At 41.1% G+C, this 14,369-nt stretch carries 13 protein-coding genes; all 13 read right to left on the bottom strand.

The window, feature by feature from the left end; genetic code table 11:
• Nucleotides 1–46: 46 nt before the first annotated feature.
• On the bottom strand, nt 47–430 hold the full coding sequence (locus LC455_RS29320; RefSeq protein ID WP_223596367.1) for an FtsB family cell division protein: 384 nt from the start codon (nt 428–430) through the stop codon (nt 47–49).
• Nucleotides 431–442: 12 nt separating this feature from the next.
• Nucleotides 443–1,075 (bottom strand): spore cortex biosynthesis protein YabQ, encoded by a 633-nt coding sequence (gene yabQ / locus LC455_RS29325; RefSeq protein ID WP_223596369.1) that lies wholly within the window; start codon nt 1,073–1,075, stop codon nt 443–445.
• Nucleotides 1,072–1,377, bottom strand: a complete 306-nt coding sequence (gene yabP, locus LC455_RS29330; RefSeq protein WP_223596371.1) for a sporulation protein YabP — start codon at nt 1,375–1,377, stop codon at nt 1,072–1,074. Before yabP ends, yabQ begins: the two co-directional genes overlap by 4 nt.
• A 75-nt stretch (nt 1,378–1,452) precedes the next feature.
• Complete coding sequence (locus LC455_RS29335; protein WP_223596373.1) at nt 1,453–1,731, bottom strand: RNA-binding S4 domain-containing protein; 279 nt, start codon at nt 1,729–1,731, stop codon at nt 1,453–1,455.
• A 15-nt stretch (nt 1,732–1,746) separates the two neighbouring features.
• On the bottom strand, nt 1,747–3,213 hold the full coding sequence (gene mazG, locus LC455_RS29340) for a nucleoside triphosphate pyrophosphohydrolase (RefSeq protein ID WP_223596375.1): 1,467 nt from the start codon (nt 3,211–3,213) through the stop codon (nt 1,747–1,749).
• A gap of 1 nt (nt 3,214) precedes the next feature.
• Nucleotides 3,215–4,840 (bottom strand): putative polysaccharide biosynthesis protein, encoded by a 1,626-nt coding sequence (locus LC455_RS29345; protein ID WP_223596377.1) that lies wholly within the window; start codon nt 4,838–4,840, stop codon nt 3,215–3,217.
• Between the two features lie 260 nt (nt 4,841–5,100).
• Nucleotides 5,101–5,637, bottom strand: coding sequence for a stage V sporulation protein T (spoVT, locus tag LC455_RS29350; protein ID WP_317851496.1), 537 nt, complete (start codon nt 5,635–5,637; stop codon nt 5,101–5,103).
• A gap of 632 nt (nt 5,638–6,269) precedes the next feature.
• Entirely contained in the window at nt 6,270–9,809 is a 3,540-nt protein-coding gene (gene mfd, locus LC455_RS29355) for a transcription-repair coupling factor (RefSeq protein ID WP_223596379.1), read from the bottom strand.
• A 90-nt stretch (nt 9,810–9,899) separates the two neighbouring features.
• Complete coding sequence (locus LC455_RS29360; protein ID WP_223596381.1) at nt 9,900–10,130, bottom strand: anti-sigma-F factor Fin family protein; 231 nt, start codon at nt 10,128–10,130, stop codon at nt 9,900–9,902.
• 115 nt (nt 10,131–10,245) lie between these two features.
• A complete protein-coding gene (pth, locus tag LC455_RS29365; protein WP_223596383.1) occupies nt 10,246–10,806 on the bottom strand; it encodes an aminoacyl-tRNA hydrolase in 561 nt (186 codons plus the stop codon).
• 131 nt (nt 10,807–10,937) lie between these two features.
• Nucleotides 10,938–11,576, bottom strand: a complete 639-nt coding sequence (locus LC455_RS29370; protein WP_223596385.1) for a 50S ribosomal protein L25/general stress protein Ctc — start codon at nt 11,574–11,576, stop codon at nt 10,938–10,940.
• 334 nt (nt 11,577–11,910) lie between these two features.
• Complete coding sequence (locus LC455_RS29375) at nt 11,911–12,867, bottom strand: ribose-phosphate diphosphokinase (protein WP_223596387.1); 957 nt, start codon at nt 12,865–12,867, stop codon at nt 11,911–11,913.
• Between the two features lie 23 nt (nt 12,868–12,890).
• Entirely contained in the window at nt 12,891–14,264 is a 1,374-nt protein-coding gene (glmU, locus tag LC455_RS29380; protein ID WP_223596389.1) for a bifunctional UDP-N-acetylglucosamine diphosphorylase/glucosamine-1-phosphate N-acetyltransferase GlmU, read from the bottom strand.
• Between the last annotated feature and the right edge of the window lie 105 nt (nt 14,265–14,369).

Raw genomic sequence — 14,369 nt, forward strand, 5'->3', positions numbered from 1 at the left:
TTATACAGAAAGAAAAAATTGAGTGTCAATAAGACTACACATTGGTTCATTTTTCCTTCTTTTCATCTGGGATCGTAAAGATGACTTCGTTTTCCTTAGAGAAAAAGAACTCTTTCCTGGCAAATTTAGCAATGTAGTCATCATCATTTAAATTAATTATTTCCTGTTTTAAGTTATCCCGTTCCTTTTTTAAACCAGCAAGCTGGTTGTCCACCTGTTTTTTTTGCGCTATTTTGGCTTCGAGCTTAGTAGTTTGGGAAAGAAAACTGGAAATCATCAGGTATGATAGTAAGCTGGCAAAAATGAAAAACACCGAAAGGCGTCTAATAACCTGCTTCTTTTTCCTAGCCGAGGCAATTTCCGCGTACTCCTGCTGGGCAACATAGGTTGTCTGAATCTTGGATACATTTTTTTGGGCTGGCGTTCCCATTCCCTTCCCCCCTTACTCTTTTTTCTTTTTCCACTTATCTTTCCACTTTACAATATAATTCCCGATTTTCTTGAATTTTCCTGCCGTTCTATTATATAACTTCTCGACGGATTTTTTAAGACTTTTCGGCAAAAGCTTCCAAAAAACTAATAATATTTTTTGTAAAATAGTGAGAAGGATTTTTACAATGGACATCAAAATCTTAAAAATAAATTTGACAAGGGATATAAGCCCCCTGCCAATGGAAAGAAGTATGATGATGACCAGTTGGATTAAACCGACGACTGGTTTATACACAAGGAGATGAAAGGTCTGTTTAATAAATTTGGCAATGGAAATAATCGTTCGAATTAAGAACTCAAGTAAACGGAGGTAGATCCCTTTAAACAAGCTTTGATAGGCTGCGAAGCCACAAATTAACGCAATAAAGATATAAAATCGTAATTCTCCATTATTAACGAGGAATAGGGTATAAAAGATAATTATCGCTTGAATCATCCAAAATAATAGATCATTAATAAAAACAATCCAGCGCTTTTGTTTGGGGCGGTTTAAAAAACGCTGATACGTATCAAACATGGCTCCAAACACCGACCCCATTCCAATCATCGAAAGCATCGTTAAAAATTGCGTCGAAAGGGTCATCGGAATAACTTGCTAAAGAAGCCTTTAGCTTTCTCCCCGTGCTGCTCATCTAAGTATACTAAATCAAAAATCTTCCCCTTGATGGAGACAATGCCCTTTTCAACATCAAGATTCTTCATTTGCAGGTTCTGCCCTTTAATGGCCAAAAATCCCATCGACGTTTCCAATAAAAATTCCTCATTATCAAAGCTTTCTACTTGTTTAACACCGGTAATATCAAGTAGCTTTCTCCCCCGCATAATCACATCATGATCAGGAACATTGCTGCTCTTTTGTGGATTGCTATCATAATATTGGCTCACTCTTCATCCCTCACAATCATTTGTACAACCTTTTTGATACATATTTATGTGAGGGAAAAGAGATTTAGAACATTACTACTCCAGTGGGTTTTCTATGGAACTGATTCTTTCTTCATTTATGATTGTATACATCTCAGCCGCTTCATCCTTACGAGTGGTTTCCTGAATCCTTTCGATTCTTGCTGTGACCTTTCTTTGCCCAAGGCGAATCGTTAATTCATCGCCCACCTTGACCGTGGTACTGGCCTTAGCTTCTTTTCCATTTACTTCGATTCTGCCTTGGTCAGATACCTCTTTAGCTAATGTTCTTCTTTTTATTAATCTTGAAACTTTTAAAAACTTATCTAGACGCATGCTTCGTCCCCCATTCTATAATCCTTTTAACTTTGCTTCATCCCAGTACTGATCCAGCTCTTCCAGCGTGTGATCTTCAAACGTCCGGCCGCTCTTTTCCACCATTTCCTCGACATATTGAAACCGGCGCTTGAACTTTTCGTTCGTTTCAAATAGGGCTTCTTCGGGATGAATCTTTAAAAATCTTGCTACATTCACAAACGCGAACAACAAGTCGCCAAATTCCTTTTTCGCTCGCATAAGACCTTCTTCCGTTCCATCCAGTTCATTTACAAATTCCTCGAGTTCTTCCTTCACTTTCTCCAAGGCTGGAGAAATCTCCTGCCAGTCGAAGCCAACTTTGGCAGCTTTCTTTTGTAATTCGTAGGCCTGAAGCAAATTCGGAAGGGATTTTGAAACACCTTCTAGTAATGAAGATTGTACATCGCCTTTTTCCTTCTTTTTTATATCTTCCCAGTTTTGTAGCACCTGTTCGGCATTTTCTGCTATTACATTACCAAACACATGGGGATGCCTGCGGACCATTTTGGCAGAAAGTCCTTCAATTACATCATCGATGGAAAAATAACCGTCATCCTCACCAATTTGGGCATGGAGCATTACTTGAAGGAGAACATCTCCAAGTTCCTCAACGAGATGGTCGATATCTTCGTTGTTGATTGCCTCGATGACTTCATAGGTTTCTTCAATTAAGTATTTTTTCAGGGAATCATGGGTTTGTTCCTTATCCCACGGGCAACCGTCCGGTCCTCTTAAATCAGCAATAATCTCGCGCAGCTTAGAGAAATTTTTCCACAAGATTTGTTCGTCCTTTACTGGAGGGACATAGACAGAGGTGAGATTATTGAGCGATACATTACGATCAAGCTCATACAGCGGCACCTTTTCAATGACTTCCTCTTTACTGCCTGCTGCCGTCACAATCCATACCTCATAATCATCAGGTAATTTTTCCATTAAAGTTAATTTCACATCGGAGGCAACAAATTGATCATAGACTTGGCTAATCATCATGTGCTGGTTCAAATTCAGCTGACTGGCCTGGAGCATCGTCCCGTCAAGCAGCTGAAATCCATCAACCGGGTCAATTTTTAACGAAGCAAATAGGGCATCAATAAAGCTTTGACCGCCGCCGATGATAATTTCCACCCCTTGTTTTGGTCCGTTTTCTAAAAGAAGCTGAACTGTTTGCTCGGCAACGAGCGGATGGCCCGGAACCGCATAAAAAATCTCTTTCGTTTGTGCCTTTTCCAAAAGAGTCCTGGCGATTTCTTGGTATACCGCTTCAAATTGATCATGTTTTTCATAAACGGAATCAAAGGAAGAGTAGTTCATCCCTTCTTTTTCTAACTCGTTTACTACGGGATGTTCCTTTGTTCTTAAAAAAAGGTGGCTGGCATTCAGTAATTTTTTATAAATTCCCATTGGCAGCTGTTCTAAGTCGCCTGCCCCTAAACCTAAAACTTCAATTTTTTTCACCATTTTATCTTCTATCCTTTCGAACCATTATATGAATGAGCTTACTTCCCAATGGAAATAAGGAGAGTTCTTCTTCATGAAACACGCTTCCTCTAATAATAATCAGTAAAAACAGCAAGCCGCCGAAACAGGCAGAGCTGATTGCTTGAAAAGCAGCTCCAATCCGACCCAAGTCCAATGGGCTGAAAATGAAACCTGATACAATTAAATAGCCCTTTAAAAAAAGAACCATCAGAACCGTTGCCGCTAGTACAGTTCCTAAAAAATGAGTGTTAAACAACGGGATTTTGACCATTTTTTTTAATCTCATAAACAATAGTACACTTATAATGGCTAAGGTAATCAAGGAAGAAAATGCCGCTCCCATTGTTGCAAACTTCGGGACGAAAATAATGTTAAGGAAATACTTCAATGGAAACGCACATAGGACAGCTAATGCCGGAAAAATAAGATTTCCCAGCCCCTGCATGATGGCAATCAGCGTTAGAATAATCGAAGTAAACAAAATCACAAAACCTAGAATTCCTAAGACAGATGAACCCGCTTCATTCTCAAACAGCATGGTGTTTGTCGGTTCGATGATAGCCCATAATCCGGCAGAGGCGCCAAGACCAATGACAATGCTAACCTTGATGGCCAGTTTTATTTTATGATATAAAAATTGGGGTTTGTGCGCCATTCGCTCCTTAGTGATCAAGGGAACCAATGTTAACGACATCGCGGTAGCTACAGTTGTCCCCAGTTGAATTAATGGCTGACCGCGGTCAAATACTCCTTTTAAGCCTTTTGCGATATCCTGCTCGATTCCACTAGAAGTAAGCAAAGAAAACAGATTCAAAGAGTCGCCTAATTGGAGAAATATTAGCAGCATTCCGCTCAGGCAGATGGTCAGACCCTGAAAAACGAGCGACTTAAAAATCTGTTTCGCATCCTCCGTATAGCTTTGGAATATTGCCTTTTTGGGTGCTACCCATTTCCATTCTTTACGAATCCATAAGAACATAAACAGAATAATCGCTGAGATCAGACTCCCTGTAATAGAGCCAAACATCGCTCCGCCGCCAACAAGGTAAAGTGAGGATCCTTTTTGCATAAACAAATACGATAAAAGGATAATCGTAAGCACCCTAGTTGTTTGTTCTCCTACCTGGGATAGAGCCGTCGGCACCATGTCGCCGATTCCTTGATAATAGCCCCTGAGGAGCGAAACAAATGGAAAGGTTAAAAAGACAATCGCGACTACCCTTAAAAGGATGGATAAATGAGGATCATTCATCCACAAGGCGATTTGATTCGCCCCAAAATATAGGACAAGAAAGCAGACAAAGCCGAATAACTGTAAATAAATAAACGATACAAGCAGAAGGAGGCGAGATTTTTGATCGTCCCCTTTTGCTTTTTGTTCTGCATAAAGCTTCGAGATCACAACGGGAAAGCCTGTAGTTGACAGGACCATGGCAATCCCATAAAACGGGTACACTTGCTGGTATATGTAAAAACCAATATCACCGACAATGTTTTGAAATGGAATCCGGTAAAACGCGCTGAGTATTTTGGTTATGATGGCTGCAAGGGTTAAGATAAAGGCTCCTCTAAATAAAGTCTTTGAAGGGTTATGAGTCTTTTGCATTTTTTCACCTACTATGTAAACTCGAGGTTATTATAGCATAGTGATGCTTGTTTTATCGCTTATAAGAAAAGCGGAAGCGCCTTCGGAACAAGCAGAGCTTGTTCCTGCGATGATCACTCTAAGGAGATTTCCTTAGTGGTCAGCCACGACCAGGAACCTCGAGGGGCTAGGCGCTGGAGCTGGACAATTCTCGAAGTCGAAATTTATACTTTCTAATTAAATAAAAAAGACAGCCGATGCTGCCTTTTTAAATGAAAATATTATGACTCCATTTGTCTTGCCAGGAAACCTGCTGCTGTTTCTACAGCTTTTTGTTCTACTTCACCAAGGGAGCCTTCTTTGGAGTAGATAATGACCGCTCCAATTGGATCCCCATTTGCAATAATCGGTCCAATGGTATACGATGATACAGTTTCATCATTGCCATCGGCCAGAGCAATTTCACCTTGCTGGTTAACCAGGACTGAATTACGTTCTTCCATTGTTTTTTCAACTAAATCACTAATATTCTTATTTAAATAATCCTTTTTGGAACCGCCTGCTACTGCAATGAAGGCGTCTCTATCACAAATTAAAATTGGGTTACCGAGGCTATCAAATAGGGCTTCTGCATATTCTTTGGCAAAATCGCTTAATTCGCTGATTGGTGAATACTTCTTTAATATGACTTCTCCGTCCCGATCAACAAAGATCTCTAACGGATCCCCTTCACGGATACGCAGGGTTCTGCGTATTTCTTTAGGAATTACAACACGACCCAAATCATCGATTCGACGAACTATTCCAGTTGCTTTCATCCAATGTTGCCTCACTTTCATCTGATGATTTTTCAACTTGGTGATTGACTGTGTTTCCTTTAATAGCAATCATCACCAACTTTGAACTTAGTATCTTTCAACTGGAAAGTTCTATACACACTCGACATATAAATTTCACATTTACAGGAAATTTTCCCAAAGAGAATAGGATGAGAATAAGAGAAATTGTATTAAATGGTAAAAATAGGTCCTGATTTAAGAGGCCTTTTTGGGGTTTGGGTTTCCAAGTGTTTTATGAGGACAGGTTTTGCCTTTTTAACTTGGTTTTGTCCTCATGAACGCTCCATGAGGACAGGTTCTGTTTCTCCATCAGGATTTTTGTTCTCATGAACGCTCCATGAAGACAGTTTTCCATTCTCCATCATGATTTTTGTCCTCATGAACGCTCCATGAGGACAAGTTCTGCTTCTCCATCAGGATTTTTGTTCTCATGAACGCTCCATGAGGACAAGTTCTGCTTCTCCATCATGATTTTTGTCCTCATGAACGCTCCATGAGGACAAGTTCTGCTTCTCCATCATGATTTTTGTCCTCATTAACGCTCCATGAGGACAGTTTTCCACTTCTCCATCAGGATTTTTGTCCTCATGGACAATCCATGAGGACTCTTTTTAATTCACCTGATTTTCCTGTTCTCTTTTAGCAGTGGGAATGGCCTTTATCATTTCAAAAGCAATGTTCAGCCACTCGGCAGTTTCATATTCTTTCGTCTTGATCATTATTTTTAATTTTTGGCCTTCCATTCCCGGTGTGACATTTCGGCCGAATTGATTAGCGATTCTGAAAAGTTTGCTTCCATCAATGGTGTTGGTAACCTTTTCGTTGATTAATATGGTTACGTCTTGTTTAACCTGTTTGATTTGCTCGACTCCGCTTAGCGCAGCATAGATCTTCATTTCAGCAATTTGGAAAAGGTAGGAAACCTCATCCGGATATTCACCGAAACGGTCCTGCATTTCCGACTGTAGCTCTTCAATATCCTCAAGCGCCTGGGCGCCTCTAAATCGCTTATACATCTCAATCTTTTGATGGCCATCCTTAATATACGTATCCGGAATGTAAGCATCAATCTCAAGATCGATTTCTACATTTGTTTTTACCTCTGCGGAAACCAGGTCGCCTTTACGCTCCTCAATCGCTTCCTTCAGCATTTGTGAATACAAGTCAAACCCAACCGAATCAATGAAGCCATGCTGCTGGGCGCCTAATAAATTACCGGCCCCGCGGATGGATAAATCGCGCATCGCGATTTTAAAGCCAGAACCTAACTCGGTAAATTCTTTAATTGCTTGCAGGCGTTTTTCAGCCACTTCCGTCAGTACCTTATCCTTGCGGTACGTAAAGTAGGCATAGGCAACGCGGTTTGACCTGCCGACACGGCCGCGAAGCTGATAAAGCTGGGACAGCCCCATGCGGTCGGCATCAAAGACAATCAACGTATTCACATTTGGAATATCGACCCCTGTCTCAATGATGGTCGTACTGACCAGAACGTCAAACTCCCCGGCTAAGAAACTAATCATCACCGATTCCAATTCATTTTCCGTCATCTGGCCATGTGCATAGGTAACGCGTGCATCTGGGACAAGCATGGAAATTTCCTCTGCCTTCCGCTCAATGTCTTCCACCCGGTTATATAAAAAGTAGACTTGTCCGTCACGGGCTAGTTCTCTTTCGATTGCCTCTCTCACCAATGATCCATTGTACTCCATAACATAAGTCTGGACAGGGAATCGATTCTCCGGAGGTGTCTCGATCACCGATAAGTCGCGGACTCCAAGCATCGACATATGCAGCGTCCTTGGGATTGGCGTTGCCGTTAACGTAAGGACATCAACGTTGGTTTTTAACTTCTTAATTTTTTCCTTATGAGTAACACCAAATCGTTGTTCCTCGTCAATAATTAACAGCCCTAAATCTCGATAGACAATATCCTTCGATAACAGGCGATGGGTTCCGACGACAATATCACATGAACCGGCCTTTAGACCTTTAATAGTATCGGTTTGTTGTTTTTTCGAGCGGAAACGGCTTAACAGGCCAATATTAATCGGATAGTCTTGAAATCTTTCTCGGAGTGTTTCAAAATGCTGTTGCGCCAAAATCGTTGTCGGCACAAGGAACGCAACCTGCTTGCCATCTGCAATGGCTTTAAAAGCGGCACGGATGGCAACCTCTGTTTTTCCATAGCCAACATCCCCGCACAATAAGCGGTCCATTGGCCGTCCACGTTCCATATCCTTTTTAATTTCATGAATCGAGCGCAATTGGTCTTCCGTTTCCTGATACGCAAAGGAGGTTTCAAATTCTCTCTGCATATCACCATCCGGTGTAAAAGCATAGCCAACGGCCGCTTCTCTTTCCGCATACAGCTTAATTAAATCGTCGGCGATATCCTGAACAGAGGATTGAACCTTTTTCTTAACCTTTTTCCAATCCGTGCCGCCCAGTTTATAGATTTTCGGTTCTTTTCCTTCTGAGCCGACATACTTCATGACCTGGTCGATTTGTTCTACCGGAACATAGAGTTTATCGGTCCCCTGATAACGAATATGGAGATAATCCTTATGAATTCCGTTGATGACCAGCGTTTCAATTCCCAAATACTTGCCAATTCCGTGATTGACGTGAACAACATAATCGCCAATTCTAAGCTCTGAGTAACTCTTGATTCTTTCAGCATTTGATAGCTTTTGACGGCTGGCTGATTTTTTCACCCGTTTGTTAAACAGCTCTTCTTCTGTGATGACGGCAATTTTTTGAATAGAAAGCTCAAAACCTGTTTGCAGGTTTCCTTTCATAATCTGAACTTTGCCAGGGAGCAGCTGCTGGCCTCCCTTTATAATGCTGGCCTCAATTTCATAATCCTCTAGCACCCGCTCAAGCTTTTTGACCCGTTCTTCGTCTGGTCCTAAAAATAAAATAGAATAATTGCCTTTTTTCCAACGATCAATCTCTGCCTTTAACACATGCATTTGTCCATGGAAATTTTGCATTTGCTTGCAAGAGATATTAATAATATTCTGCGGACTCGTATTGGCTACATGTCGTAAAAACAGGGACATGTACAGGATTGGAAATTCCTTTTTTTGCAGCATCGACTGCAAATCATGGGAAATATGTAAATCATGAATGATTTGGCCTTCACTAAGCAGAGAGGTATACCATTCAGCTTCCTCTTTTATAAGGGAGTCGTTCATCTCTTGAACACGACTGATTTCATCAATAAACACCAATCCATTACTTGGCAGGTAGTCTAGTAAACTACTAGGCCTTTCATATGCCAGCGAGAGGTATTTAAAGACTTGATCAGGCTTATGGCCATTTTTCAATTGCTCCAGTTCGAAACTGATATTTTGTGATAACTGGATTTTCGCTTTATCATCTTTTAATTTTTTAAGACTTTTGGATAAACCATCCTCCAGCTTGCCGATCATTCGGCTATAATCCTCCGCTTTAAGCAATACCTCCGTTGCCGGGCCAATCATAATCTCCGAAACCTTCTCTTTGGAACGCTGATCCTCCAAAGAGAAATAGCGAATCGAATCTACCTCTGTATCAAATAATTCAATTCGGAGCGGGTTCGTTTCAGTAAGCGGATAGATATCAATAATTCCGCCTCTAACGCTGAATTCCCCTGGTGTCGTGACCATTTCAGTCCGAACATAGCCCATTTGGACAAAGGTATTTAACATTTTATCAATATTTAAATCTTCGCCAATTTTTAAAGAAAGCTGGTATTCCTTCCATAACGATTTTGGAGGAAGGATCTTCTTTAATCCGGAAATTGGGACAATTAATATGCCTTGCTGCTGCTTGCTCCAGTGATTTAAGGCTTCAATTCGCTGCGCCTTTAATTCTGGACTGGCAATACTCATTTCAGCGGCAATCAATTCATTAGCCGGAAAAAGAAACACTTCTTTTTCACTTAGTAGATTTACAATATCATCATAGAGTTTTTGGGCTTGTAATAGATTGTGGGTGACGAGCATAATCGGCCTTTTCATTTGTTCATAGACCGAAGCCGTAAGGACTGTCCTAGACGAGCCTGATAATCCGGCAATTAGCTGTTCCCTTAAGCCCTCTTGCACACCGACTATGATGGAGTGTACATCCTCCTGCTTCAGGAATAATGACTTTAAACCGTTCAAGGTTTCTCCTCCTTTCTTAAACACGTATATTTTTTAAATATCTAGAAAAATATAAATAGAAAAACGCTTTGGAATAGCATCCAAAGCTGGTTAATGAATAAGGTAATCGTATTGGTGGTAGTCTGGATTCCGTTCCAAAGCTTCCTGACAATCTTCACAGATGGCCGTGATATGGATATCACCTGATGAGTCATAAGCAACCATATCTATTCTTTCCTGATCCGTTAATTTATGAAGACCAAGGCTTTCTGAATGGACCGATGCTTTTTCAATGGAACCAAGGTTCGTACCGCAATGACGACAATGGTAATGGATGGCCACGCCTGTCCCTCCCTAATCTACGATTCCCTTCTAGTATTAACCTGATAGGAGGAACTTATTCAACTAGTTTCTTATGCACTTTATTGTATGTCATTTTAGCCTGTATCATGAATACTTACTGATTATATTCATTCATTACCTGTAAGAAAGGCTTCTCCAGCCAGACTTCACAGGCTTCAGAACTTTTTTTCACAGCTTCTTGTGTCAAAGGCCTTTCATCCTGACGGAAACGTCCTAAAACATAATCCGGCACGCTCATTCCCGGCTCAGGGCGGTCAATTCCAATTCGAATCCGGTTGAACTGCTGTGTTCCAAGGTGTGCGACGGTTGATTTAATTCCGTTATGTCCGCCGGGACTTCCCTTTTGACGCAGTCTGATCTTTCCGACGGGCAAATCGAGATCATCATAGATAACTAGCAGATCTTCTAACTCAATTTGGTAATAGTCCATTACAGCTCTGATCGACTCTCCAGATAAATTCATGTATGTAAGAGGTTTTAAGAGAAGAATCTTCTCTCCTTTATGAAAACCAATCCCATATAATCCTTTAAATTTGGATTGATTAAGCGGTATATTCATTTGACTCGATAAGGCATCTATGACTTCAAAACCGATATTATGCCTTGTTTGGTCATACTGTTTCCCCGGGTTTCCTAAACCAACTATTAATTTCATAGGCGTTCCCTCCTCTTTTGGTTTAGCCAACCTTTTAAAAAAATTTCGGAACATAGCTATCTCCCATAATATAATATATTTTCTATGGAAATGCGATAAAGACGTAACCAAGATAGGTTACGTCTTTGTTTCTATTCTCCACCGACTGGTGTTGTTTCTCTTCCTTCTTCATTATCAGGGTGGCCGCCTTCTTGCTGCTCCCCAGCATCAATTTCCTCTTCGGCCTTAGGCGGCAGGATAGAAGCAACGACTTCCTCATCCTCGTGGTTAATGCTGAAAGCACCACCTGATGGAATGTCGCCAACCGTTATGTTTTCGCCGACCTGAAGGTTCGTGATATCGACTTCAATTTGCTGTGGAATATTATCTGGGGTTGCCGTAATCGAAATTTCATGAAGCGGCTGCTGAAGGACACCGCCGTCCTTCACTCCGATTGCCTCACCTACAAGAGCAAGTCTTACATTAACGTTGATCTTGGATGATTTATCTACGGCTAAGAAATCAACATGAAGAATTTCTTTTTTAATAAAATCCTCTTGATAATCGGTTAAGATAACATCCTGTTTGCTGCCGTCAACATCAAGTGAAATGACCCCATTACGTCCGACAGCGCGGATTGTCTTTGTTAAATCAGCTGAACTGATATAGACCGGCTTGCTATCCACTCTTGCTCCATAGATGACAGCAGGAATATTCCCATTATCTCTGATTTTTCGTAATGCCGAATGGCGGAGTTCTTTCCGCTCTTTTGCTTGTAAAACAGTACTCATGTATTGTCACCTTCCTATTTTGAATAAAACATTCTATATAAAATTGCCCCAAAATAGGAAGGACTAAACATTTTTTTTACAAAAGGCTGTGTTAAACTTGCCTATTGATTTCCGCTCCCAGGCACGAGCGGTTCGCGGGCGCGCTGGGGAGCCTCCTCGGCGCTTAAGCGCCTGTGGGGTCCCCCCTGCCCCGTACTCCCGCAGGAGTCTTCGTGCCTTCCGCTCCAATCAACAGGGTTTAAAAATCAAGAATGACATTAACACGGCCTTTCAAAAAATAACACTTATAGCGAAGAAGGACCTGACCTAAAAAGTCAGATCCTAATATGGCCTATTAATCAAATAGGGTACTTACAGATTGTTCTTCGTGGATGCGGATAATCGCTTCTCCAATTAATGGTGCGACAGATAAATTAATGATTTTATCCGTCTTTTTCTCTTCTGAAAGAGCAATAGAGTTAGTCACCACTAATTCCTTAATTTTTGAATTTTGGATTCTTTCAATCGCCGGTCCTGAAAGAACTGGATGTGTACAGCATGCATATACTTCTAATGCACCATTCTCTACTAATGCGTTAGCTGCCAATGTGATCGTTCCTGCTGTATCAATGATATCATCAATTAATATCGCTACTTTGCCTTCAATATTACCAACGATATTCATAACCTCAGCCACATTCGGCCTTGGACGGCGCTTATCAATAATCGCAATTGGTGCTTTCAGGCGTTCAGCCATTTTTCTTGCTCTTGTAACCCCGCCATGGTCTGGAGAAACAACAACAATATCACCGTTTAATTGTTTATTTGAAAAATAATCAGCTAAAATAGGCACACCCATCAAGTGGTCAATAGGAATATCGAAGAACCCTTGAATTTGCGGTGCATGCAAATCTAAACAAAGCACACGTGTCGCGCCAGCTGTCTCAAGCAGGTTTGCCACAAGCTTCGCTGTGATTGGTTCACGGGAGCGCGCTTTACGATCCTGACGTGCATAGCCATAATAAGGCATTACAATATTAATCGTTTTTGCTGAAGCTCTCTTTAAGGCATCAATCATGATTAACAATTCCATGATATTTTCATTCACAGGCGAGCTTGTAGACTGAATGACATACACATCACAGCCGCGGATACTTTCCTCAATATTGATTTGAATTTCTCCATCACTGAATCTGGTTACCGAGCTCTTTCCAAGCTCGACACCAATTACTTTGGCAATTTCTCTTGCAAGCGGGAGATTTGAATTTAAACTGAATACCTTTAAATTTGGATCTAAATATTGATTTGACATGAGGCCCTCCTGAAATCATTCGCTTATTTCTTTAGATTAAGCTTTGCAACGTAATTTTCTTTATTCACTTGTTTGGCACGGGCAATGGACAAAGCCTCGCCAGGTACGTCTTTTGTAATTGTGGATCCGGCAGCTACATAAGCGCCCTTTCCAATAGTGACAGGGGCAACAAGATTGGAGTTGCAGCCAATAAAGACTCCATCTTCAATTTTGGTTAAAAATTTATTTTTACCGTCGTAATTCACTGTAATCGATCCGCAGCCGATGTTTACATCACTACCGACTTCGGCATCCCCGATATAGCTTAAGTGTGAGGCTTTGCTTCCTTTTCCGAATACAGCTTTCTTAATTTCGACGAAGTTTCCAATTTTCACATCATCATCAATATTTGACTCAGGGCGAATGTGAGCAAATGGTCCGATATTGACGTGGGAACCAATTGAGCTTTTAAAGGCAGCTGATTGACGGATGACTGTTTCATCCCCAACTTCACACGTGTCAATTTCTGTGTTTGGTCCAATATGACATTCCGCACCAATAATGGTTTTTCCTGTTAAAATGGTTCCAGGATAAATGACAGTATCTTGACCGATTTCAACATCCGTTCCAATGTAGGTGTTAGATGGGTCAATGATTGTTACTCCGTTTCGCATATGCGCCTCATTCAAACGTGTTCGCATGATTCGCTCTGCCTCTGATAAAGCTACCCGGTCATTGACGCCCAGGGTTTCTTCTATCGTATTTGTTTGAAAGGCTGTAACAATTTCACCTTGTTTTTTCAAAATTTCAATGACATCTGGTAAATAGTATTCTCCTTGTACATTGTCATTAGAAACATTTTTTAATGCTTCAAAAAGGGCAGCATTATCAAAACAGTAGGTTCCTGTATTGATTTCATTTACTTTGCGCTCATCTTCTGTAGCATCTTTATGTTCGACAATTTTCTCGACAAGGCCTTTTTCATTGCGAATAATTCGGCCGTATCCTGTTGGATCATCAATTCTTGCCGTAAGGATGGTCGCTTTTGCCTTTAATTCTTCATGGTGTTTAAATAGGGACTCCATCGTTTCGGCTTTAATTAACGGGGTATCGCCGCAAACAACAATGGTAACGCCTTCTTTTCCTTCCAGCATTCCGGCAGCCTGCATGACCGCATGTGCTGTTCCTAGCTGCTGCTCCTGAAGTGCATAATAGCTCCTGCTGCCTAATTGGCCCTGCACCATTTCCGCTCCGTGTCCAATGATGGTGACCATTTCTTGGACATTCAGCTTTTCCACTTGGTCAACCACATGCTCGACCATCGGTTTACCGCAAACTGGGTGTAATACTTTATAAAGCTTAGATTTCATCCGCGTTCCTTGTCCTGCGGCCAAAATCACAGCATAACGATTGGGCATGTTCAAAGTCCTCCAATTTAACCTTTTTATCCACTAAAAATATTAACGTAAATGGGGCGGCTTTTCAAGGAATGAAGGAAATGTGTCTATTATTGTAATTTTGAG

The organism is Neobacillus bataviensis (genome assembly GCF_019969725.1).